Annotated in this window: 22 protein-coding genes; 4 read left to right on the top strand and 18 right to left on the bottom strand. The window is 71.5% G+C overall.

Translation table 11 applies throughout. The annotated features are described in order from the left end of the window. Positions 1-78: 78 nt before the first annotated feature. The 6 genes from ACIBEA_RS27000 to ACIBEA_RS27025 form a co-directional block, all read right to left on the bottom strand. On the bottom strand, positions 79-834 hold the full coding sequence (locus tag ACIBEA_RS27000; RefSeq protein WP_399265155.1) for a hypothetical protein: 756 nt from the start codon (positions 832-834) through the stop codon (positions 79-81). A 56-nt stretch (positions 835-890) separates the two neighbouring features. Further along, the gene (locus tag ACIBEA_RS27005) at positions 891-1,361 is read right to left on the bottom strand and encodes a hypothetical protein (RefSeq protein WP_399265157.1); all 471 of its coding nucleotides are present in this window, start codon (positions 1,359-1,361) and stop codon (positions 891-893) included. 193 nt (positions 1,362-1,554) lie between these two features. Beyond that, positions 1,555-2,277 carry a BTAD domain-containing putative transcriptional regulator gene (locus ACIBEA_RS27010; protein ID WP_399265159.1) on the bottom strand — a complete coding sequence of 241 codons (723 nt, stop codon included), beginning with the start codon at positions 2,275-2,277 and terminating at the stop codon, positions 1,555-1,557. Between the two features lie 197 nt (positions 2,278-2,474). Continuing rightward, on the bottom strand, positions 2,475-3,188 hold the full coding sequence (locus ACIBEA_RS27015; RefSeq protein WP_399265161.1) for a ScbR family autoregulator-binding transcription factor: 714 nt from the start codon (positions 3,186-3,188) through the stop codon (positions 2,475-2,477). 77 nt (positions 3,189-3,265) lie between these two features. Continuing rightward, complete coding sequence (locus ACIBEA_RS27020) at positions 3,266-4,045, bottom strand: glucose 1-dehydrogenase (RefSeq protein ID WP_399265163.1); 780 nt, start codon at positions 4,043-4,045, stop codon at positions 3,266-3,268. Positions 4,046-4,126: 81 nt separating this feature from the next. Then, a complete protein-coding gene (locus ACIBEA_RS27025) occupies positions 4,127-4,840 on the bottom strand; it encodes an HAD family hydrolase (protein ID WP_399265165.1) in 714 nt (237 codons plus the stop codon). 426 nt (positions 4,841-5,266) lie between these two features. Between ACIBEA_RS27025 and ACIBEA_RS27030 the strand changes: the two genes are divergently transcribed. Further along, entirely contained in the window at positions 5,267-6,265 is a 999-nt protein-coding gene (locus tag ACIBEA_RS27030) for a ScbA/BarX family gamma-butyrolactone biosynthesis protein (protein ID WP_399265167.1), read from the top strand. Positions 6,266-6,398: 133 nt separating this feature from the next. Here ACIBEA_RS27030 and fbaA read toward each other — a convergent pair whose 3' ends face one another. The 7 genes from fbaA to ACIBEA_RS27065 all read right to left on the bottom strand — a co-directional run bounded on the left by fbaA (position 6,399) and on the right by ACIBEA_RS27065 (position 13,039). Then, on the bottom strand, positions 6,399-7,421 hold the full coding sequence (gene fbaA, locus ACIBEA_RS27035) for a class II fructose-bisphosphate aldolase (protein WP_399265169.1): 1,023 nt from the start codon (positions 7,419-7,421) through the stop codon (positions 6,399-6,401). 244 nt (positions 7,422-7,665) lie between these two features. Next, complete coding sequence (gene pyrE, locus ACIBEA_RS27040; RefSeq protein ID WP_399265171.1) at positions 7,666-8,205, bottom strand: orotate phosphoribosyltransferase; 540 nt, start codon at positions 8,203-8,205, stop codon at positions 7,666-7,668. A 10-nt stretch (positions 8,206-8,215) separates the two neighbouring features. Continuing rightward, on the bottom strand, positions 8,216-9,037 hold the full coding sequence (locus ACIBEA_RS27045) for an aldose 1-epimerase (protein ID WP_399265173.1): 822 nt from the start codon (positions 9,035-9,037) through the stop codon (positions 8,216-8,218). Positions 9,038-9,065: 28 nt separating this feature from the next. Then, positions 9,066-9,935: an SRPBCC domain-containing protein gene (locus ACIBEA_RS27050; RefSeq protein ID WP_399265175.1), complete on the bottom strand. Its 870-nt coding sequence runs from the start codon at positions 9,933-9,935 to the stop codon at positions 9,066-9,068. A gap of 95 nt (positions 9,936-10,030) precedes the next feature. Then, positions 10,031-11,674, bottom strand: a complete 1,644-nt coding sequence (locus ACIBEA_RS27055) for a polyamine aminopropyltransferase (RefSeq protein ID WP_399265177.1) — start codon at positions 11,672-11,674, stop codon at positions 10,031-10,033. A gap of 264 nt (positions 11,675-11,938) precedes the next feature. Next, positions 11,939-12,460 carry a DUF2617 family protein gene (locus ACIBEA_RS27060; protein WP_399265179.1) on the bottom strand — a complete coding sequence of 174 codons (522 nt, stop codon included), beginning with the start codon at positions 12,458-12,460 and terminating at the stop codon, positions 11,939-11,941. A gap of 330 nt (positions 12,461-12,790) precedes the next feature. After that, positions 12,791-13,039: a hypothetical protein gene (locus ACIBEA_RS27065; RefSeq protein ID WP_399265181.1), complete on the bottom strand. Its 249-nt coding sequence runs from the start codon at positions 13,037-13,039 to the stop codon at positions 12,791-12,793. A gap of 182 nt (positions 13,040-13,221) precedes the next feature. Between ACIBEA_RS27065 and ACIBEA_RS27070 the strand changes: the two genes are divergently transcribed. Then, entirely contained in the window at positions 13,222-14,427 is a 1,206-nt protein-coding gene (locus ACIBEA_RS27070; protein ID WP_399265183.1) for a pyridoxal phosphate-dependent aminotransferase, read from the top strand. A 74-nt stretch (positions 14,428-14,501) separates the two neighbouring features. Here ACIBEA_RS27070 and ACIBEA_RS27075 read toward each other — a convergent pair whose 3' ends face one another. Together ACIBEA_RS27075 and ACIBEA_RS27080 are read right to left on the bottom strand one after the other, a co-directional pair. Then, entirely contained in the window at positions 14,502-14,852 is a 351-nt protein-coding gene (locus tag ACIBEA_RS27075; RefSeq protein WP_399265185.1) for a hypothetical protein, read from the bottom strand. Next, on the bottom strand, positions 14,849-15,331 hold the full coding sequence (locus ACIBEA_RS27080) for a prevent-host-death family protein (protein WP_399265187.1): 483 nt from the start codon (positions 15,329-15,331) through the stop codon (positions 14,849-14,851). The genes ACIBEA_RS27075 and ACIBEA_RS27080 overlap by 4 nt, the downstream gene beginning before the upstream one ends. A gap of 190 nt (positions 15,332-15,521) precedes the next feature. Here ACIBEA_RS27080 and ACIBEA_RS27085 point away from each other — a divergent pair, with 190 nt between their 5' ends. Beyond that, entirely contained in the window at positions 15,522-16,682 is a 1,161-nt protein-coding gene (locus ACIBEA_RS27085; RefSeq protein WP_399265189.1) for a hypothetical protein, read from the top strand. A 40-nt stretch (positions 16,683-16,722) separates the two neighbouring features. Here the strand turns inward: ACIBEA_RS27085 and ACIBEA_RS27090 are convergent, their stop codons facing one another. Then, a complete protein-coding gene (locus tag ACIBEA_RS27090; protein WP_399265191.1) occupies positions 16,723-17,268 on the bottom strand; it encodes a YbjN domain-containing protein in 546 nt (181 codons plus the stop codon). Between the two features lie 163 nt (positions 17,269-17,431). Beyond that, on the bottom strand, positions 17,432-20,017 hold the full coding sequence (clpB, locus tag ACIBEA_RS27095; RefSeq protein WP_399265193.1) for an ATP-dependent chaperone ClpB: 2,586 nt from the start codon (positions 20,015-20,017) through the stop codon (positions 17,432-17,434). Positions 20,018-20,120: 103 nt separating this feature from the next. Here clpB and ACIBEA_RS27100 point away from each other — a divergent pair, with 103 nt between their 5' ends. Continuing rightward, the gene (locus ACIBEA_RS27100; RefSeq protein WP_399265195.1) at positions 20,121-20,525 is read left to right on the top strand and encodes a pyridoxamine 5'-phosphate oxidase family protein; all 405 of its coding nucleotides are present in this window, start codon (positions 20,121-20,123) and stop codon (positions 20,523-20,525) included. A gap of 187 nt (positions 20,526-20,712) precedes the next feature. Here ACIBEA_RS27100 and ACIBEA_RS27105 read toward each other — a convergent pair whose 3' ends face one another. After that, on the bottom strand, positions 20,713-21,027 hold the full coding sequence (locus tag ACIBEA_RS27105; protein WP_354383388.1) for a (2Fe-2S)-binding protein: 315 nt from the start codon (positions 21,025-21,027) through the stop codon (positions 20,713-20,715). Positions 21,028-21,033: the final 6 nt, after the last annotated feature.

Here is a 21,033-nt window from a genome sequence, read left to right on the forward strand (position 1 = left end):
GGGGCCGGCTCGCAGCGGGCTCGGGGCGGGACCCGGTACGGGGCTCACAGCGGCCTCGGGACGGGGCTCGCCGCGGGCTCAGGACGGGCTCAACGTGTCGCCGCGCAGGGCCGGCAGGGACTGGAGCGCCCGCAGGGTCAGGGCCGCCGAGGTCCCCCAGCCGATCAGACCGGGCAGGTCCTCCGCGCGGTCGCCGAGCGCCGTCCACATCAGCCGGTGCGGGCGGGCGCCCGCCGCGGCCAGGGCCCGCCAGCGCATTCCGCCGAGCGCCCGGTCGTAGCGCGCGTACAGCAGCCGCGCCGTCGGCACGGCCAGCGGCCCCAACTCGCCCACGCACAGCGACGCGAACGCCGGGAGCGCGGCCAGGTCGAGGCCGCGCTCCCTGGCCTGCTCCAGTCCGCCCAACCAGGCTCCCAGGACCCCCTCGTAAGTCCTGGGACCGGTCATCGGACCGAAGCAGACCCCGGTGCCCTCCCCCAACAGCCGCGCACCGGCGGCCGGCCCCTCCCCCGAGGCGGACAGCACCACGATCAGGTTGGGCCGGTCCACGGCCTCCACCAGCGCACGGGCCGCCTCGTACGAGGTCCCGTCCCCCAGCGGTGGCGCCGCCACCAGCCCGCCCAACGGCCCCAGCGCGTCGCACACCGCACCGATGGCCGCGGGACGCCGCTGCGTCCCGTACAGGAGGTTCCGCACCCCCAGCCGGTTCGCGAACTCCCGCATCCCCACCGGACCGACGCCCGGCACGCCCTCCAGCCACGGCGTGACCCCCTCGGCCACGAGGCGGCGCACGGCATCCGCGGCGCCGGGCTCTTCCACAAACGCAGCACCCATATCCAGCGAGTGTGCTGGTCCGGAGCCCGGCGCACACCGCCGCTCCCGGCCGTGTGTCAACTCACCCCACCGGGCGCGCCCACCGGTGCCGCTCCCGCCAGTCGGGCCATCCGCGCCATCCGGGAACCCAGTCGGCGCACGGCGTCCAGCACCGGGTCCGGGCCGGGCCCGGCGAACCGCCCCGGCGGTCCGGCCGGGCCGATCCAGCACATGCCCAGCCCCTCGGCGAAAGCCGCGAGCTCGTCCAGCCGCTCGCGCGCGTCCGCCCCCGGGGCCACGAACCCGGCGGCCGGCTTCCCCAGCCAGTCACCGCGCCCGAGCGCCTCCGGCAGCGTCGTGCCGAAGAGGATGCCGTCGGCCTCGGCCAGCAGCTCCCACTGCGCGTCGCCCAGTTCCGCGGCCGCGACGAGGTGGCTGCGCGCACCGGCGTCCGCGGCGCCGTCGCGCGCCACGACCGCCTGTGCACACACCCGCCCCGCCCGCCCCGCGTGGACGACCACGACCAGCGGGGGCCGGGCTACCCCCATCCCGTGTCACCCGCGAACGGGTGGCCCGGGGACGTGGCCTGGCAGGCGCGGGAGGTGGCGTGGTGGTTCATGGGGTGACACTTTCTAGGAGAAACATACCTGGAGGAATGGTGATCGCTCCCCCGGGACGAGGAAAAAGGACCGCATCGCAGGAAACGCCCCAGAGGGGCCGAGTCCAGACGAAAGCACCTGGTCAGGCGGCTACTGGCACGAGTGGGAGCGGACCGGGCAGCAGGGCCCGGCGCAGCGCGCGGGTGGTGTCGGCCGGACAGGGCCCGAGGTCCGAACCAAGCACTTCTGCGAGGGTTCGGTATGTTTCGAGCGATTTTGCCGACGTCACGGCCCGCAATTCCGTCCGCAGCTCCCGGTGCCGGCCCAGCGCGAGCTCGGCCTCCACCCACTGCTTCAGCGCCGAGAGCCGGGTCGCCTCCAGGTCCGCGACCCGCGCGGCGAGCCGCGGACCGGCCTCGATCCCCCCGAAGGCCGGGCCCCGCCACAGCCGCAGCGCACCGCGCAGCCGCCGGGCCGCGGTGGCGAACTCCCCGCGCGCCATGGCCCGGTAGCCCGCTCCCGCCTCCCGGGCGAAGACGCTCTGGTCACTGCGGCCGCTGTCCGTGTCCAGGAGAAACCCGCCGGGCAGCGAGACCAGTACGGCCTCGGGGGTACGCCGCCCGGCGGAGTCAGCGGCGCCCGCGAGGAGTTCACGTATCTGGCGGATCGCGGTCAGCAGCATCGCGCGGGCGCGCTCGCCGTCGGGTCCGTGCGCCGACAGCTCCGCCGCCAGGACCGTGGTGGGCACCAACTGGTCCGCGTAGGCGGCGAGTACGGCGAAGACCTGACGGGCGGGCTGGCTCGTGGGGACCACGGGCACGCCGTTCTCCAGGGCGCGAAGCCCGCCGAGCACCTCGATGTCCATGAATCCCTCCCCAGGGCGCACCGCGTCGAGGCCCGTTTACATACCGGGCCCTGGAGAAAAATAATACCCGGAAGTTTTTTTCATGGGAACGACTTCCACATCACGAATCACGTGACCCGGGGCACAAAAAAACCGGCCCTCCCCGCACTGGGCGGGAAGGGCCGGCACGAGCACGCCGACGGCGTCGGGCGGTCGCCTCAGGCGACGTCCTCGTCCGCGTCGTCGGGGAACTGCCGCAAACCGTCGCAGTCGCACAGATGCGCCCCCTGCGCGCCGTGCAGCGCACGGCCGCCGCGACCGGGAGCCGTGTCGAGCCGGATCGCCACGGCCGAGACGACCAGGCTCGGCATCACGCTCGTGTAGAGGGCGGACACCTCCTCGTCCAGCGTCAGGCCGAGCGTCTGCGACATGACGTTCAGCCCGGCGAACGAGCCGACGATCAGCCGGGACGGCTGCCCCGGATCCACGTGCGAGAGCAATTCGCCGCGGGCCTTGGCCTCCGTCATCAGCTCGGTGTGCAGGTCGATCCACCCCTGATAGGGCGCCGCCCGGTCCAGCGAGCGGCCGTTCTGCTCCAGCGTGAGCCGCGCGCTCCCGCGCATCAGCACGTCGTGCTGCAGGCGGTGCGAGAAGATCATTCCGACATCGACGAACTGCTGCGCTTTGAATTCCTGCGGGGTGAAGGCGGGCTCGACACTGACCTGCGCGTCGATGACCGCCTGTGCCAGGTCTTCCTTCGAGTCGAAGTGGAAGTACAGGGCTCCCTTGGTGACCCTGGCGATCTTGACGATGTCCGTCAGTTTCGCCGCGTCGTAGCCCCGGTCCTCGAAGACCAGCGCGGCAGCCTCCAGGATCGCCTGGCGCGTCCGCACGGCGCGGTCCTGCTTCACCTGGGGTCGTTCAGTCCTCATCAGTCGTTCTGTCCCTCTCCATGCCCCCCGTCCGATCGGCATTACATGCCCCCGGGTACGTACCTATGAGTACAGCTTCACACCATCGTGAAGCCCCCGTCCACAGGCATCGTGACGCCTGTGACGAACGAGGCACGAGGGCTGCACAGCCACGCGGCCGCTTCCGCTATCTCCGCGGGCTCGGCCGTCCTCGGCTGCGGGGTCGCCGCGTGCAGCTGTTCCTCGACGCCCGGAACGGCGGCGAACCACTGCTCGACCACCTCGGTCCGGGTGGTGCCGGGGGCCACCGCGTTGACCCGGATGCCCTGGGCGGCGTACTCCGCGGCGGCCGCCTTGGTCAGGCCGATCACCGCGTGCTTGGCGGCGACGTAGGGGGCGGCCACCGGGGTCGCCAGCAGGCCGCCGACGCTGCTGTTGTTGACGATCGTGCCGCCACCGGTCGCCAGCATGGCCGCGATCTCGTCCCGCAGGCAGTTCCACGTGCCCCGGACGTTCACGTCCATGATCTGGTCGTAGAGGTCGTCGCCCATCTCGTGCAGCGGCGAACGCCCCACGCCCCAGCCCGCGTTGTTGAAGGCGCAATCCAGCCGCCCGAAACGGTCCACCGCGACGGCCACCATCGCGGCCGTGTCCCCCGCACGGGTCACGTCGGTCACGGCGTACTCGACCTCCGCGCCCTGGGCGCGCAGCTCCTGCGCCAGCTCCTTGAGACGGACCTCGCGGCGCGCGGCCAGCACCAGCCGGGCCCCCTCCCGCGCGAACACCCGCGCCGCGGCGGCTCCGATGCCGCTGCTCGCCCCCGTGATCAGCGCGACCTTGCCGTCGAGCATCCGCTCTCCCGCCATGACAGTCCCCATTTCAGATGTCGTCGTCTCTTCGGTGCCCGCGGCACCCGTCCGCCCAGGTCCGCGCGGTTCCCGCGGCCCGGTCCGGAAGTTTCATGCGGCCCAGGACAGGCCCGCCGCCGCCTCGCCGTCGAGGGTACGCAGGAGCTCCTCGTCGATCTCGTCGAGGGAGCCGACGACGTGCCGTACCCCCACCTCGCGCATCAGGCTCGCCTGGAAGCCGTGCCGGAAGCGGCTGGGGTGACCGATGAAGGGCACCCGCAGCGCGCGGGCCGCCTCCGAGACCCGTGCGACGTCGTCGATGAAGACCGCCTCGTCGTAGGCGACGCCGAAGGTGTCGACGGCTATCTCCTGGATGCCCGGCCGGAAATCGTTGGTGCAGACGTAGCCCGGCTCGTCGAAGAGGTGCCCGTAGCGGCCGAGGTGGGTGTCGAAGTGCGCCTTGTCCAGGCCCCCGTAGCAGACCGTGCGCAGCCCCAGGGCGCGCAACCGGTGGAGCAGCTGTTCGGCGCCGGGGAGCACCGCGAGGGGGTGATCGGCGAGGTACGCGGCGCGCTCCTCGAAGTACGCCTCCAAGACCTGCTCGGGGGTCCAGTCGAGGCCGGCCGCGGCGCCGAGCGCGCGGGCCGCGACCGTGCGGGACTGAGAGAAGACCGCGCGCTCCACGTCCGCGTCGTAGGTGCCGCCGCGGCTGGTCACGAACTGGTGGATGACCGGGCTGAAGGTGTCGTTGAGCAGGACCCCGTCGATGTTGACGGCGGCGAGCCTCAAGTGCCCCAGCGGGCGGGTGGCGTGGCGGGCGGGCATCGGTGTCTCCCATCGGCGGGGGCCGCTTGGGGTGGCAGGTGGTGCGGGTGCGGGTGCGGGGCGCTGCGGGTGGCGGCGGGACCGCTGCCGAACAGTTGCAGCCACCGGCCCACCGGGGGACCCCCAGAAAAATACTCCCAAGTACGCAGGCGCTGCAGAATAAAAGATACCCGATCAATGTCTAGATCTGGCTGATAGGCCGAAAATCGACGCAGGGTGACGGAATGAGTCGCTCCTAGTCATTGACCTGCGGAAACCTTGCTCGCCTTGGCTGATTCCGCTACCCCTTCCCGTGTGGAGTGTGTCACTTCTGATCCCCAAACTGAGTGATCATCGGGTAATCCTCTGTCTGTCAACCAAACCCGGAAGTACGTACCCGGCGACGGCAACCCGGTGCGACTTCCGGCCATGATCCAAAGGGGCATCATGATCACGACCTTGGAACCGACGACCGACCTCACCCCGCGCTCGCCCTCGCTCCCGGTGGACTGCGTCTGCCCGGACGGCTCCGGAACCGCGCTGACCAGCACGGTTCCGCGTGAACTCGTGCACCGCGCGGCCGTCGCCGAAGTGTTCCTCACCGGCATGTGCCGCCCGGGCCCCGACCGCTTCCACATTCGCGCCCAACTCCCGCGCGGGCACAGTTTCTTCAGCCCGATCGCCGGTACGCACTACGACCCGATGATGATCTGCGAAACCATTCGCCAGGTCGGTTCCTACGTCGCCCACGAGGCGTACGGCGTACCGCTGGGCCACCAGTTCCTGCTCTGGGGCCTCGACTACACGACGATGCCCGAGAACCTCGTGATCGGGGACGCCCCGGCCGACCTCGACCTGGAGGTCACCTGCTCCGACATCCGGATGCGCGGCACGCAGCTCCAGGCCCTGCGGTACGAGGTGACCATGCTCCTGAACGGAGTGGTGATCGCCACCGGCGACGTCGGGTACACCGTGACCTCTCCCGCCGTCTACCGGCGGCTGCGCGCCGCGCAGTTGGACCGCCGCCCGATGCCCTCGTTGCCCTCGGCGCCCCTCCAGCCCGCACAGGTGGGCCGGATCTCGCCCTTCGACGTGGTCCTCGCGGCCACCGCGCAGACCACCACGGCCGTCACCTGGCAGCTGCGGTACGACACCCGGCACCCGGTGCTCTTCGACCACCCCGGGGACCACCTGCCGGGCATGGTCCTGTTGGAGGCCGCCCGCCAGGCCGCGGTGGCCCTGACGCCCGCACCCGCCGTCATGCCCGTCTCGGTCGTCAGCACCTACCAGCGGTACGCGGAGTTCGGCATACCCCTGTGGGTCACCGCGGAGCGCACGGGCCCCACCACGGTCCGGGTCACCGGGACGCAGGAGGACGAGCAGGTCTTCCTCGCCGTCGTGGGTACCGGCCAGGTACAGCCAATGCCGTTCGGGATGACGCCCTGATCACTGCGGCCACGGGGGACGCAGCACGGGGCACCGGAACACGGAGCACCAGAGCACCACGTACGGATACACCGAAGGGCCCTGCCCCACCGCTGACGAAGCGATGGAACAGGGCCCTTTCGTGCTGCGGCGACTACTTGAGCTTGGTGCCGGTGGAGCGCAGGTTCGCGCACGCCTCGGTGACGCGCACGGCCATGCCCGCCTCGGCGGCCTTGCCCCAGGTGCGGGGGTCGTACTTGGACTTGGTGCCGACCTCGCCGTCGACCTTCAGGACCGCGTCGTAGTTGCGGAACATGTGCTCCACGACCGGACGCGTGAAGGCGTACTGGGTGTCGGTGTCGAGGTTCATCTTCACGACGCCGTTCTCCAGCGCGGTGGCGATCTCCTCGGCGGTGGAGCCGGAGCCGCCGTGGAAGACGAAGTCGAACGGCGAAGCCTTGCCGTACTTCTCGCCGACACCGGCCTGCAGGTCCTTGAGCAGCTCGGGACGCAGGACGACGTTGCCCGGCTTGTAGACGCCGTGGACGTTGCCGAAGGAAGCGGCCAGCAGGTAGCGGCCCTTCTCGCCCAGGCCCAGGGCCTCGGCGGTGCGCAGCGCGTCGTCGACGGTCGTGTACAGCTCGTCGTTGATCTCGTGGCTGACGCCGTCCTCCTCGCCGCCGGTCGGGGTGATCTCGACCTCAAGGATGATCTTGGCAGCCGCGGCCTTGGCCAGCAGCTCCTGGCCGATGGCCAGGTTGTCGGCGAGGGTCTCGGCGGAACCGTCCCACATGTGCGACTGGAACAGCGGGTTCAAGCCACGGGCCACGCGCTCGGCGGACACGTCGAGCAGCGGACGGACGTAGCCGTCCAGCTTGTCCTTCGGGCAGTGGTCCGTGTGCAGGGCGACGGTGATGTCGTACTTCGCGGCCACGATGTGGGCGAACTCGGCCAGCGCGACGGCGCCGGTCACCATGTCCTTGTTGTACTGGCCACCCAGGAACTCCGCACCACCGGTGGAGATCTGGATGATGCCGTCGCTCTCGGCCTCCGCGAAGCCGCGCAGTGCAGCGTGCAGGGTCTGGGTCGAGGTCACGTTGATCGCCGGGTAGGCAAACTTGCCTGCCTTCGCCCGGTCGAGCATCTCGTTGTAGACCTCGGGGGTTGCGATGGGCATCTGTCCGCTCCTTGGATGTGCGGGGAGTGTGCTTATTGCGGGCCCTGACCTGGGGGCGACGTTGCCGTCGGGGCTATCTTTCCAGACTCCGCACGACACTCCACCTCGGTGGCGGACCCGCTCGGGCCCAGCCGGGCGGAGTGTTTCACGTGAAACACCCCACCCGGTGCGAAAGTCGCAGGTCAGGACCGCCTCGGGAAAATCTGGGGACCTAAGTCACCAGTTCCCGCGGCACCCGTTCGCTTCAGGAGAGGCCGAGGTCCCCGAGCTGGTAACCGGTGAGGTAGGGCACTCCGGCGGCAGCGATGGCGTCGGCGGCGCCGCGGTCGACGATCGTGGCGACGGCCACGACCTCGCCACCGGCCTCGCGGACGGCCTCGACGGCGGTCAGCGGGGAACCACCGGTGGTCGAGGTGTCCTCGACCACCAGGCAGCGACGGCCCTTGACCTCGGTGCCCTCGATGCGGCGCTGCATGCCGTGGGCCTTCTGCGCCTTGCGCACGACGAAGGCGTCCAGACGCCGACCGCGCGCGGCGGAGGCGTGCAGCATCGAGGTCGCGACCGGGTCGGCGCCCAGGGTCAGACCGCCGACGCAGTCGAAGTCCAGGTCGGCGGTGAGGTCGAGCATGACCTGGCCGACCAGCGGGGCGGCCTCGCCGTCCAGGGTGATCCGGCGCAGGTCGATGTAGTAGTCGGCCTCCCGCCCGGAGGAAAGCGTCACCTTGCCGTGCACAACGGCCTTGTCCTTGATCTGCTGGAGCAGCTCACCACGTACGTCACTCATGCCCATGAGCTTAGAGGCCGTCGTGCGCGTCGGACGCCTGGAGGCGGCGCCAGGTCCACGTCGTGGACAGCTCCAGCGGGTCGATGGGCGTGACCAGCTGCGGCAGGGTGTTCAGGCCGTTGGGCGGTCCGGACTGCGGCTCGACGCAGACGAACTCCTCGGGCTGGTCGTAGACCACCAGCCATTCGGCCCTGCTGGTCAGGCGCAGCTCCAGCGCGCCGGGCCAGGTCAGCGTGACGTCGACGCCGTACGGCATGCCGAAGCAGTCGTCCCAGGGGCCGGGCAGCGGCTCGATCCGCCGGCCGGTCGGGAGGTAGTCCGCACCGCGCTCCTCCTGCCAGACCGGCTCGAAGGACAGCTGTACGTCCTCCCCCACCCCGAGGTTGCGGCGGAACCAGGGGTGCCAGCCGACCTGGGCCGGGAAGGAGTCGTCGTACGTCTCCACGCCCATGGCCAGGGTGAGCGCTTCCGGTGCGAGGGCGAAGGTCTGCGTCACCCGGCCCCGGAAGGGCCACGGTTCGGCGAGGTCGTAGGTGAAGGCGGCCTCGGCCGTCCGGTCGGCCGTCGCGGTTCCGGCGGGGGTCCAGGCGGCGTGCCGGCCGAAGCCGTGGATGGCGTGCGGCGGGTGGTCGAGCGGCATCTGGTGGAGCACACCGGCGTCCCGGAAGCGCCCCTCGCCCAGCCGTCCGCACCACGGGACCATCGGGAAGGACCCGAAGTCGTCCCCCTGGCGCAGCAGCTCCAGTCCGTCGACGCGCAGACTGCTGATCCGGCAGCCGTTCTTCTGGTCGACGGTCAGTTCGGCGCCACCGGCGCTCAGTCGCGTACTCATGCCCCGACCCTAGGGCACCCCCCACGGCTCAGCGGCGGCGCCGCAGGGCACGTCCGACGACGACCGCCGAGGCGAGGGCGAGCGCCGCGGCGGGGGCCAGCCAGCGCAGGTTCAGGGCCTGGGCCCCGGAGTCCGGCGCGGGGACCGGTGCGTAACGGCCGCGCGGGGGTGCGTGGTCGACCTCTTCGGCGCTGCGGCCGATCATCGTGCGGCGGGCGTGGGCGGCTTCGGCGGGCGGGCGCGGCGTGTCCCCGAGATCGCCGAACTCCCCGAACCGGTCGAAGTCGTGGTCGAGGAAGGGGTCCAGCGACGGCGGCGGCACCTCGGCGTCGAACACCGTGGCGGACACCTCGATGACCTCGGGTCCTTCGGGCCCCTCGGGCTCCTCCGCGTCCCGCGGCTCCCCCGGCTCGTCCACATCGTCCGCGGCGGCCGCGGGCGCCGGGGCCGCGTCCGCGGCGGGCGGAGCCGTGGCGGCGGTCGTCAGGTTCACGCAGGTGCGGTCCAGCAGCCGGTGCACCGCGGTGGCGGTGGCCTCCGGGGCGAATCCCGCGGCCCGGCCGTCGGCGCTGCCGGCGGCGGTGAAGACCAGCCGGGTACCGCCGTCCTCGGGCACGAGCCGCAGCACGAGGGTGGTCTTCACGGAGCCCTGGCCCCGGACCTCGGTGCCCTGGCCCTCGGCCTCGAAGGTGTCCTCGTCCCGTTCGGTGACGGCCCACGCACCCCGGTAGGTCACGGTGTGCCCGCCGACCCGCAGCTTCAGCCGACCGGCCAGCGGCCCGGAGGCGTCGTCGGCGTCCTGTTGGAAGCCGGGTACGCACCGGGCCAGGCGGGCGGGGTCCCGCAGCACCGCTCGGAGGTCGGCTGCCGGTACCGGAACGAACACCTGATGCTCCATGCCGCCGAGCCTACCGAGGGCGCGGCCCCACCGTGCGCTTTCCGACCCCCGGGCCGCACGACACGACGGTGACGACAGGCGCTAGTGCCACGGCACTAGAAGGAGTAGCGCGGGTGGGGGAGGGTCGAGGGGGGCAGCCCCCGCATGCGGACGCGTTCGGTGTCGCGGGCCGCGTCCTGGAGCGCGCGGGTGGACAGGGAGCGCAGCACCGGGGCGTCGCCGTCGACCCGCAGTTCGGGGACCGCTTCCCGGGCGGACAGGACGAAGCCCCAGTCCTGGGGCGGGGCGACGGAGCCGCCCTGCGCCCGGTCGGGGCCCGCCGCGAATCCGGCGAGCCGCCCGCCCGCGCTGTACGGGGCGGTCCGCAGCCCGGCGGCGCGCAAGGTGGCCTCCACGGTCCAGTAGGTCCGCGGCCGGGAGGTCAACGCGCCCGCGGACACCGCGAGCCGGCCGCCCGGGCCCAGCGCCCGCGCGGCCAGCCCGTAGAACTCCTGGGAGTACAGCTTGGTGCTGGGCGTGATCCCGGGGTCGGGCAGATCGGACACGATGACGTCGTAGCGTCCGGACGCCCCGGGTCCGCGCAGCCAGCGGAAGGCGTCCGAGGTCACCACGGCGACCCGCGGGTCGGCGTACACGTGCCCGTTGAGCTGCGACAGCATCGGGTCGGTGCGGGCGAGCCGGACCACGCCGGGGTCGAGCTCGACGACGGTGACGGAGGCGACGTCCGGGTAGCGCGCCACCTCGCGCGCGGCCAGTCCGTCGCCGCCGCCGAGGACGAGCACGCGGGTGTGCGGGCCCGCCATCGCGGGGTGTACGAGGGCCTCGTGGTAGCGGTACTCGTCGTAGCCGCTGACCCGCAGCCGCCCGTCGAGGTACAGGTCGAGGGAGCGCGGCGAGCCGGTGGGCGGGCCGGTGACGACCAGTTCCTGGACACCGGTCTGGAGGGCGACCCGTACCTCGTCGCCGTAGACCGCGCGCCGGGCCATGCGTTCGAAGTCGCCGGCCAGCACGGTCGCCGCGGCCAGGACGAGCAGCACGCCGATGTTGGCGGCGAGCAGCAGCCAGCGCCCGCGCCGGCTCAGGTCGCGGCGGAACAGCCACAGGACGAGCGCCCCGCCCGCGACCGCGTTGACGGTGCCGGTGAGCATCGCCCCGGTGAGCTGGCCGAGCAGCGGCAGGAGCAGGAAGGGGAAGGCCAGGCCCCCGACGAGCGCGCCGACGTAGTCCGCGGCGAAGAGGTCGGCGACGGCGCCGCCCGCGTCCTGGCGCCGGATCCGCTGGATGAGGGTCATCAACAGCGGGATCTCGGCCCCCATGAGGATGCCGATGGCGAGCGAGAAGCCGACCAGCGCCGGTCTGGACTCGCCGAACCAGGCGAAGCTCGCGTACAGCGCCATGGCGGACAGGCCCCCGACCAGGGCGAGCAGTGCCTCGACGGCGCCGAAGCCGAGGGCGGGGCGTTCGCGCAGGCGCTTGGCCAACAGGGAGCCGACGCCCATGGCGAAGACCATGACGGAGAGCACCACGGACGCCTGGGTGACGGAGTCACCGATCAGGTACGAGCCGAGGGCGAGCAATTCCAGCTCGTACACGAGCCCGCAGGCGGCGCAGACGAACACGGTGGCCAGGACGAGGAGCCGGCCGGTCCGGGGCCGTACGGGGAGGGCGGCCGGGGCGGTGGCCCTACCCCTGGGCTCCGCTGCCGGGAGCACTCCGCCGGGGGTGGAACGGTCGATCATGAAGCGAACCGTACGTCACTGTCCGGCTGCACCCCGTCACCCACATGGGTGCAAGTGACGCACTGCCCGGGCCACTTGGCGTAACGGGGGAGCGACCCCCGAGCGACCCCGCACGCCGGGACGCGGCGCCACCCGACCCCGGGCACGGCGGACCCGGCGCCGTGGGCCCGGTGCGTAAACCGGTGCGGAAACCGGCGCCGAAACCGGCGCCGAACCCAGTGCGGAACCGGTGCGGAACCGGTGCGACGCGCGTACGACCCCGCCCTACTGCGCCACGGCCGCCATACGTACGCCCACCCGGGTCCGGGTCGCGACCAGCTGCCCCTCCTGCGGGTAGGCGTGCCAGGTGCGCCACCTCACCTGCCCCTCGCAGCGCTGCGCGAGCAGCGCGGTGAAGGCGTACGGGCTGCCGGGAAAGGTTCCGGCGAGCCCGTTCGGGTGATCCGCGACCAGGGCGAGCAGTTCCTGTGCCCGCCCCGCGAAGGAGCCCTCGGAGAGGATCTCGACGCGCGCGGCGAACTCGTACTCCCAGTCCCCCACCCGCTTGGCCACGCCGAGCGGCAGTGGGGTGCTGCTGCCGGGCATGCAGGCGACCGTCTCCGAGCAGAGCACTTCGCCCTCTTCCAACAAGACCTGGTGGGAGGCGCCGAGCAGGCGCAGCTCCACCTTCGCGCTCTCCAGCTCGAGGTTCAGTACGGCGAGGGCGGGCAGCCGCTCCCGACCCAGGGCCCAGGCGAGGTCGGCTGCACGCGTGTCGGTATAGGTGGTCTGGAGGGTCGTGAGCATGAGTCGGCTCCGCAAACGCGCGAGGGGAGATGGGCCGGGACCCGCCAGCGGTGATCAACGGGTGGGGGGGCACCGGCTCTGGTCCACAGGAAGTCCAGCGAGGTCCGAGGACTGGTCTACTCAACCGAGGGAATCATGAAAGGCACGGCACTCACAGCGTTTTTACCCAACTTGACGGGGTTTACATCCCCCCGGGGGCTCCACAGTTCAGGTGTTCAACCACGGGTCCCGCGCGGCGGTCCCACAAGCGGCCCAACCAGGCGTTCCGCGGAAATGCGCCCGGCGAAACCCACCCCCGCCGGGCACCTTCCGACCGCATATTCCGCACGCCTACTCCGCGCCGCGCACCCCGGTCAGCTGCTGCCGCAACCGCCGCCGCCCCCGCAGGACGACGAGGACGAGCCGCAGGAGCTGCTCGAACACGAGGACGAAGAGGACGAGCAGGACGAGCCGCCGTGCCCGTGCGACGACGAACCGCTGTCGCCCGCCCACCAGCTGCTGGAGCCGGAAGAACCGGAGGACCGCGAGGACCGCGAGGACTTCCGCGATCCGCCCCGCGACCCGCCGTACGCCAACCACACGAAGAACCCCACCAGCGCGGCCGCGATCACTGCGAAAAAGGCCAGGAACATGGTCCTCGCCCCCCTCCTGTACGCCTCGGTCCCCCGAGGGGCGGGATCCCCGCGTCCCGCGTGTCAGGGGGATTCCCGCGGCCCGTTCCGGCCAAAGCACACTTGAGCAACTCCAGAGGTTGACCAAGGATGACGCCCATGAGCGCACCCGTGGGCGGCAGCCGCCCCTTCCTGAACCGCCGTCTCGCCTCCTTCGGAACGACGATCTTCGCGGAGATGTCCGCGCTGGCCACGAGCACGGGATCGATCAACCTGGGCCAGGGGTTCCCCGACACCGACGGCCCCGCCGAGATCGCCGAGGCGGCGTCCCGCGCGGTGCTCTCCGGCCGCGGCAACCAGTACCCGCCCGGCCCCGGCGTCCCCGAACTGCGCGCCGCCGTCGCCCGCCACCAGCAGCGCTTCTACGGCCTGTCCTACGACCCCGACACCGAGGTCCTGGTCACGGCGGGCGCCACCGAAGCCATCGCGGCCGCCCTCCTCGCCCTCCTCGAACCGGGTGACGAGGTCATCGCCCTCGAACCCTTCTACGACTCCTACGCCGCCTGCATCGCCATGGCGGGCGCCACCCGCGTCCCGGTCACCCTGCGCCCGCACGCCGGCGCCTTCGCCCTCGACCTCGACGAGCTGCGCGCCGCCGTCACCCCGCGCACCCGGCTGCTGCTCCTGAACACCCCGCACAACCCGACGGGCACCGTGCTCACCCCGGCCGAGCTGGCCGGGATCGCCGCCCTCGCCGTCGAGCGGGACCTCCTCGTCGTCACCGACGAGGTGTACGAGCACCTGGTCTTCGAGGGCGCGCACACCCCGCTCGCCGCGCTGCCCGGCATGCGCGAGCGCACGGTGACGATCTCCTCCGCGGGCAAGACCTTCTCCTTCACCGGCTGGAAGGTCGGCTGGGTGACGGCCCCGCCGGAGCTGGTCACGGCGGTCCGCTCGGCCAAGCAGTTCCTGACCTACGTCTCCTCGGGCCCGTTCCAGTACGCGATCGCCGAGGCCCTGGACCTGCCCGACTCCTACTACGAGGGCTTCCGCGCCGACATGGCCCGCAAGCGCGACATCCTCTCCGCGGGCCTGACGGCGGCCGGCTTCGAGGTCTACGCCCCGGCCGGCACCTACTTCATCACCACCGACATCGCCGGCTTCGGGGAGCGCGACGGCCTGGACTTCTGCCGCCGCCTGCCCGCCCTGTGCGGGGTCGTGGCCATCCCCAACCAGGTCTTCTACGACGACAAGGCCGCGGGCGCCACCCAGGTCCGCTTCGCCTTCTGCAAGAGGGACTCCGTCCTCCAGGAGGCCGCCACCCGCCTGGGCCGGCTCGGTCGGCTGAGTATCTGAGAACGAGCCCGGTGGACACGTGGAACGGGCCCGGTCCCGGCTGAGCCGGACCCGTTCCGCACAGGAGCGACGGACTACTCGGTGTCCTTGGGGTGCCGAGTGGACGCGTGGACCAGGACAACGGTCGATGTCTCGGGGCTGACCAGGTAGCGCACCCGACCGCCGCTCGTGACCTCGAACTCCCACTGCTCGAGTGCGGATCCCTTCCACTCCTTCGTGGCGAGCTTCCCACGGAGCTGATGCTGACGATTCCAGTTGTCACGCGACAGCGGGTCCGCGCGCAGCGCCTCCAGGCACCTGTGGGCACTGGGCAGCGCCACGCGGCACAGCTCCTCCCACCCCGTCACCGCCTCTGTCGTCCCGAAGACGACGTTCCAACCGCTCAGCGGCGGAACGCTGACGCGATCGCCCTTCTTCGGGCTCACCGAGCCTCGACCGGACCCAGATCGTCCCCGTCGAGCGGACGCAGCGCCTCCTTGAGCTGCTCCGGATCCGCGTTGATGCGAGCCGTCGCCCTCCAGGAGACGAGCGCTCGGTGCACGGCGTCCCTGGAGCCCAGTTCTGCCGCATCGGAAAGCGCTTCCAGAAGTTCTACGGTGAACGCCCGCGTCTCTTCGTCGTCGAGGTGCCGCACCCACGGGAAGACCTCTGGTAGCGCCAGCAGGAGCGAGCGGGCTCCGTCATCCTGCTTCATGAGCGCGAGGAAGAGCCGGGACGCCGTCACGAGGTTCTCCTCGGTGCGCTCGGCGTGGATGGCAGTCGTCAGCAGCATGTCGGGGGCGTCCCGGTGGGTGACGCGCAGCGCACCCAGGGCAGCCGCTCGGGCGGCCACGGCCTTCGGGTTTCTGGACAGGTCGGTGAACGAGACCGTCTCGGGCTCGGCTCCCAAGTAAGCAAGGGTCATACTCAGACTGTACTCAGATTGCAGTCTGAGTACGAGTGGTCCGACCATCGTCACCCGCCTGGGCCGGCTCTCCCGGCTCTGAGGGACCGGGCGGCCACGGCCGCGCGGCGGCTCGTAGGGTCTTCCCTGACGGCCTTCCACCCGCGGACGGACGCACGCGCTCGCACGCAGGAACCGGAAGGCCGCAGACATGACCACGGGCACGAGCACGGTGAAGGTCCCGCCGCGTCCGCGAACGGCGGCCCTCTCGGCCGGGACCACCGCGCTGGCGGTGTTCGCCGCGGTCCGCTTCGTCGGGGTGCTCGTGATCGCCCTCGGCGCCTGGGCGACGGACCGCGATCCGCTCACCGTCCTCGGCACCTCCTTCGACTCCGGCTGGTACGTCGCGATCACCGAGCACGGGTACGGGCGCAGCCTCGCCTGGCCGCACAGCGGCGCCATACAGAGCGATCTGGCCTTCTTCCCGCTCTACCCCTCACTGATGCGGCTCACGACCCTCCTGCTGCCCGTGGGGGCCGCGGGGGCGGGTCTCCTGGTCGCCTGGGGGGCGGCCGCGGCGGCCGCCGTCGGGATCTACCGGGTCGGCGAGCGGGTCGCCGGGGCCCGGACCGGGGTGCTGCTGGTGGCGCTGTGGGGGGTGCAGCCGCACGCCGTGATACTCACCGCCGGGTACACGGAGGCGCTGCTGGCCGCGCTGGCCGCCTGGTCGCTGTACGCGCTGCTGCGCGAGCGGTGGCTGTGGGCGGCGGGTCTGGCCGTCCTGGCCGGCCTGACCCGGCCGACCGGCATCGCGGTGGCCGCGGCGGTGTCGGTGACCGCCCTGTGCGCGCTGCTGGCGCGCGGGGGGCACCGGCGGCCCGAGGTGTGGGCGGCCGGGCTGCTGGCCCCGGCGGGCTGGGCGGCGTACCTGCTGGCCGTGGGAGCGCAGCGCGACGACCTCCTGCACGGGTACTTCGCCGTGCAGGACTCCTGGGGCTCGCGCTTCGACTTCGGGGCCGGGGCGGTGCGCACGGCCTCGCAGGTGCTGATGGGCCAGAGCGGGCCCAATGCCGTGATGACGCTCGTCGTGCTGGCCGTGGCGACGGGCCTGGCGGTGCTGCTCCTGCTGGACCGGGCGCCGCTGCCGCTGCTCGTGTACACGGCCGTGCTGCTGGTGATAACCCTCGGCGGCGCGGGCTTCTTCGATTCGAAGCCGCGGTTCCTGTTGCCGGCCTTCCCGCTGCTGCTGCCGCTCGCGGCCGCCATGGCGAGAGCCCGGCCGCGGACGGCGGTCGTGGTGACCGGGGTCCTGGCCGGGCTCTCGTGCGGCTACGGGGCGTACCTGATGCTCGTGTCCCACGTGCCGCTGTAGCGGCACGTGGGTCGGGGCACCGCGTGGGCGGCCCGCCGACTCAGTTCTTCGAGTCGTCGCCCTCGGTGTCATCCTTCTCGTCCGCCGAGTCGACGTCCTTCTCCAGGCCGAACTGCTCCAGGAGCCACTTGTCGAACTCGATGGACGCGCGGACCCAGCTGACCGTGGAGGACACGAAGTGCTCCAGGGAGACGCCGGTGCCGATCAGCATCTGCGCCTCGCCGATCAGGCGGACCGAGCCGTCGTCGTGGGTGTGGCTGTAGACCTTCGGCCACAGGGTGCGGCGGTTCCAGTCGTCGATCGCTTCGAGGAGCTGGTGCTTGTCCTCGATGGCGTGCGGGCGGTCGTAGAACGTCCGCACCGAGAAGACCTGCTGCTCGTCCTCGCCACGGAACATGAAGTACGTGCGGAAGTCCTCCCACGGCGCCGCGAGGTCACCCTCGTCGTCGACGACGTACTTCAGCTCCATCTGCTCCAGGAGCTGCTTGACCAGGTCCTGGTCGGGGACGACGGGGCCCGCCGGTCCTGTGGCCTGCGGTTCGGGCTGGCCCCCGAAATTCGGAATCGAGGCCGGGTCGATGCTCACCGTGTACTTCCCTTCGTGCGGATTGCTTCATCCTCCCCCATCGCGCCCACCCCGTGTCCACCCCCGGACACCCGATCCGCTCCGGGCGGACACGCATAAGAGCTGGTTAAGCGCCTGTATGGCCGCACTGGTCCGGTCGCACGGGGCGACCGGACCGGCCGGATCACAGCGCTTTGCCGACCAGCAGGCCGTCGCCCGCCACGTCCACGCGGACGGTGTCGCCGTCCTTGACCTCGCCCGCGAGGATCTCCTTGGCGAGCCGGTCACCGATCGAGGTCTGGATCAGCCGGCGCAGCGGGCGGGCCCCGTAGGCCGGATCGTTGCCCTGGTCCGCGAGCCAGGCCAGCGCCCCGGGCGTCACGTCCAGGATGAGGCGCCGCTCGGCGAGACGGGCCGCCAGCCGGGCGATCTGGAGCTCGGCGATGTGCGCGAGCTCGTCCCGGTCGAGCGCCGAGAAGACGACGAGGTCGTCGAGGCGGTTGATGAACTCGGGCTTGAAGCTCGCCCGCACCACCTCCAGGACCTGCGCCTTCTTCACCTCCGCCGAGGTCAGCGGGTCCATCAGGTGCTGACTGCCCAGATTCGAGGTCAACACCAGGATGGTGTTGCGGAAGTCCACCGTCCGCCCCTGACCGTCCGTGAGCCGCCCGTCGTCCAGGACCTGCAACAGCACGTCGAAGACCTCCGGATGCGCCTTCTCCACCTCGTCCAGCAACACCACGCTGTACGGGCGCCGGCGCACCGCCTCGGTCAGCTGACCGCCCTCCTCGTACCCCACGTACCCGGGCGGAGCACCCACCAGCCGGGCCACGCTGTGCTTCTCCCCGTACTCCGACATGTCGATGCGGATCATGGCCCGCTCGTCATCGAAGAGGAAGTCGGCCAGGGCCTTCGCCAGCTCCGTCTTGCCCACGCCCGTCGGCCCCAGGAAGAGGAACGAACCCGTCGGCCGGTCCGGGTCCGCGATCCCCGCCCGGGTGCGCCGCACCGCGTCCGAGACCGCCGCCACCGCCTCCTTCTGCCCGATCAACCGCCGCCCCAGCTCCTCCTCCATCCGCAGCAGCTTGCGCGTCTCGCCCTCCAGCAACCGCCCCGCCGGAATCCCCGTCCACGCGCCCACCACGTCCGCGATGTCGTCCGGACCGACCTCGTCCTTGACCATCGTGTCCAGGGAGACCTCCGCCTCCGCCTCGGTGGCCTCGGCGAGCTCCCGTTCCAGCGCCGGGATCTCCCCGTAGAGCAGCTGCGAGGCCGCGTCGAAGTCGCCGTCGCGCTGGGCGCGCTCGGCCTGGCCGCGCAGGTCGTCGAGGCGCTCCTTCAGCTCGCCGACCCGGTTCAGGGACCGCTTCTCCTTCTCCCACCGCGCGGTCAGCCCGCGCAGCTCCTCGTCCTTGTCCGCGAGGTCCTTGCGCAGCCGCTCCAGGCGCTCGACGGAGGCCGGGTCGGACTCGTTCTTCAGCGCCAGCTCCTCCATCCGCAACCGGTCCACGGAACGCTGGAGCTCATCGATCTCCACCGGCGAGGAGTCGATCTCCATCCGGAGCCGCGACGCCGCCTCGTCCACCAGGTCGATCGCCTTGTCCGGCAGGAACCGCGAGGTGATGTACCGGTCCGAGAGCGTCGCCGCCGCCACCAGCGCACTGTCGTTGATGACCACCTTGTGGTGCGCCTCGTACCGGCCCTTGAGCCCGCGCAGGATCGCGATCGTGTCCTCGACGCTCGGCTCGGCGACCAGCACCTGCTGGAAGCGCCGCTCCAGCGCCGGGTCCTTCTCGATCCGCTCGCGGTACTCGTCGAGCGTGGTCGCGCCGACCATCCGCAGCTCGCCGCGGGCCAGCATCGGCTTGAGCATGTTGCCCGCGTCCATCGCCGAGTCCCCGCCGGCGCCCGCGCCGACCACGGTGTGCAGCTCGTCGATGAAGGTGATGATCTGTCCGTCGCTGGACTTGATCTCCGCCAGGACCGTCTTGAGCCGTTCCTCGAACTCGCCGCGGTACTTCGCCCCGGCCACCATGGCGCCCAGGTCCAGGGAGACCAGTCGCTTGCCCTTCAAGGACTCGGGGACGTCGCCCTTGACGATCCGCTGGGCCAGGCCCTCGACCACGGCCGTCTTGCCCACGCCCGGCTCGCCGATCAGCACCGGATTGTTCTTCGTGCGGCGCGAGAGGACCTGCACCACCCGCCGGATCTCCTGATCCCGACCGATCACCGGGTCGAGCTTGCCCTCACGGGCCGCCGCCGTGAAGTCGGTGCCGAACTTCTCCAGGGCCTTGTACTGGCCCTCGGGGTCGGGGGAGGTCACCCGGCGCCCTCCTCGTGAGGTCTCGAAAGCGGACAGCAGCTTCTTCGCGGTGGCGCCCTGCGCGGTGAGGACCTCGCCCGCCGGACCGCCCTTGGCGGCGATGGCGATGAGGAGGTGCTCGGTGGAGAGGTACTCGTCGCCCAGGCGCCCGGCCTCCCGGTCGGCCTCGGCGAGTACGGCGAGCAGGTCGCGGCTGGGCTGCGGCGGCGCGACCGTGGACCCGGTGACGCTGGGCAGCGCGGCGAGCAGGCGCTCGGCGCCCGCCCGTACGACGGCCTGGTCGGCTTCGGTGGCCGCGAGCAGGTCGGTGACGTTCTCGTTGTCCGCGCCCGTGAGCAGGGCCAGCAGCAGGTGCGCGGGGGTCAGGTCGGCGTGGCCGCCCTGCACCGCCCTGCTGGTGGCGGCGTTCAGGGCGGCCCGGCTCTTGTTGGTCAGCTCGGCGTCCACGTACGGCTCCTCTCCGTTCCTTCTCGTGTTGCTTCTCTGCTAGGGGAAGCGTGCACAAAGTTGAGTCTATTCCACTCAAGAAGAAGCTCGTACGCTTCGGCGCATGTCCCATGACGTACTCAACCCGACGGCCGACTACCTCGCCTTCTGGCAGGAACGGCACGTCTGCACGCTGACCACCCCGCGCCCCGACGGAAGTCCGCACGTCGTGCCCGTGGGCGTGACGTACGACCCGCAGGCCGGGGTGGCGCGGGTGATCAGCAACAAGCACAGCAAGAAGATCCGCAACGTCCTGGCGGCGGGGCCGGAGGGTGTCCGGGTCGCGGTGTGCCAGATGGCGGGGCGCCGCTGGGCGACGCTGGAAGGGCGCGCCAGGATCCTCGACGACGAGGCGTCGGTCGCCGAGGCGGTGGAGCGCTATGCGCAGCGGTACGGACGCGTCCCGTCGCCCAATCCGGACCGGGTCGTCCTGGTGATCACGCTGGAGCGCGCGATGGGCCGCGCCTGAGGGGCGGAGCAGGGGTGTGCCCCTCGGGCGGGCGCGGGCGCCACTGATTTATTCGGGCCAATTCCGGAACGTTTCCGGTTCAAGCACTGGACGTGAGCAGCACAGCGGCGCCATCGTGTTCAGGTTCACGATGGCGCCGCTGTGTGGGGGAAGCGCCTGAGCGATCTGCGACGACGGGGGAATCGCTTCAGGCACTGCGGGGGGTGGCGGTAGTGACATCGGGTTCGAAGAGCTGGTGATCGCGCTGATCAAGGTTGACGAAGACCATTCCGTACCGCACCTCGCAGCGGACGGGCTGCGGCGCGCCGCGCGGGCGGCGCAGGCAGCGGTAGGCGCGGACGTCCTCGTCCTCCTCGCGCACGACGACGATCGGCTGGCCGAAGAGGGTGACCATCAACGAATCGCCAGTGTGGGGGATGGCCGTGACGAGATCGATGAACTGCCATCCGGACCGGTATGCAGATGCCATTTCGCGACGGAAGTCGCGGTCGTCGGGGGTCATGAGGAC

It is taken from the genome of Streptomyces sp. NPDC051555 (assembly GCF_044454405.1).
GTDB lineage: Bacteria > Actinomycetota > Actinomycetes > Streptomycetales > Streptomycetaceae > Streptomyces.

Excerpts from the sequence above, each read along its gene's own strand:
- ACIBEA_RS27000 (WP_399265155.1), bottom strand. The coding sequence starts at position 834 with ATGGGTGCTGCGTTTGTGGAAGAGCCCGGCGCCGCGGATGCCGTGCGC.
- ACIBEA_RS27005 (WP_399265157.1), bottom strand. The coding sequence starts at position 1,361 with ATGGGGGTAGCCCGGCCCCCGCTGGTCGTGGTCGTCCACGCGGGGCGG.
- ACIBEA_RS27010 (WP_399265159.1), bottom strand. The coding sequence starts at position 2,277 with ATGGACATCGAGGTGCTCGGCGGGCTTCGCGCCCTGGAGAACGGCGTG.
- ACIBEA_RS27015 (WP_399265161.1), bottom strand. The coding sequence starts at position 3,188 with ATGAGGACTGAACGACCCCAGGTGAAGCAGGACCGCGCCGTGCGGACG.
- ACIBEA_RS27020 (WP_399265163.1), bottom strand. The coding sequence starts at position 4,045 with ATGGGGACTGTCATGGCGGGAGAGCGGATGCTCGACGGCAAGGTCGCG.
- ACIBEA_RS27025 (WP_399265165.1), bottom strand. The coding sequence starts at position 4,840 with ATGCCCGCCCGCCACGCCACCCGCCCGCTGGGGCACTTGAGGCTCGCC.
- ACIBEA_RS27030 (WP_399265167.1), top strand. The coding sequence starts at position 5,267 with ATGATCACGACCTTGGAACCGACGACCGACCTCACCCCGCGCTCGCCC.
- fbaA (WP_399265169.1), bottom strand. The coding sequence starts at position 7,421 with ATGCCCATCGCAACCCCCGAGGTCTACAACGAGATGCTCGACCGGGCG.
- pyrE (WP_399265171.1), bottom strand. The coding sequence starts at position 8,205 with ATGAGTGACGTACGTGGTGAGCTGCTCCAGCAGATCAAGGACAAGGCC.
- ACIBEA_RS27045 (WP_399265173.1), bottom strand. The coding sequence starts at position 9,037 with ATGAGTACGCGACTGAGCGCCGGTGGCGCCGAACTGACCGTCGACCAG.
- ACIBEA_RS27050 (WP_399265175.1), bottom strand. The coding sequence starts at position 9,935 with ATGGAGCATCAGGTGTTCGTTCCGGTACCGGCAGCCGACCTCCGAGCG.
- ACIBEA_RS27055 (WP_399265177.1), bottom strand. The coding sequence starts at position 11,674 with ATGATCGACCGTTCCACCCCCGGCGGAGTGCTCCCGGCAGCGGAGCCC.
- ACIBEA_RS27060 (WP_399265179.1), bottom strand. The coding sequence starts at position 12,460 with ATGCTCACGACCCTCCAGACCACCTATACCGACACGCGTGCAGCCGAC.
- ACIBEA_RS27070 (WP_399265183.1), top strand. The coding sequence starts at position 13,222 with ATGACGCCCATGAGCGCACCCGTGGGCGGCAGCCGCCCCTTCCTGAAC.
- ACIBEA_RS27080 (WP_399265187.1), bottom strand. The coding sequence starts at position 15,331 with ATGACCCTTGCTTACTTGGGAGCCGAGCCCGAGACGGTCTCGTTCACC.
- ACIBEA_RS27085 (WP_399265189.1), top strand. The coding sequence starts at position 15,522 with ATGACCACGGGCACGAGCACGGTGAAGGTCCCGCCGCGTCCGCGAACG.
- ACIBEA_RS27100 (WP_399265195.1), top strand. The coding sequence starts at position 20,121 with ATGTCCCATGACGTACTCAACCCGACGGCCGACTACCTCGCCTTCTGG.
- ACIBEA_RS27105 (WP_354383388.1), bottom strand. The coding sequence starts at position 21,027 with ATGACCCCCGACGACCGCGACTTCCGTCGCGAAATGGCATCTGCATAC.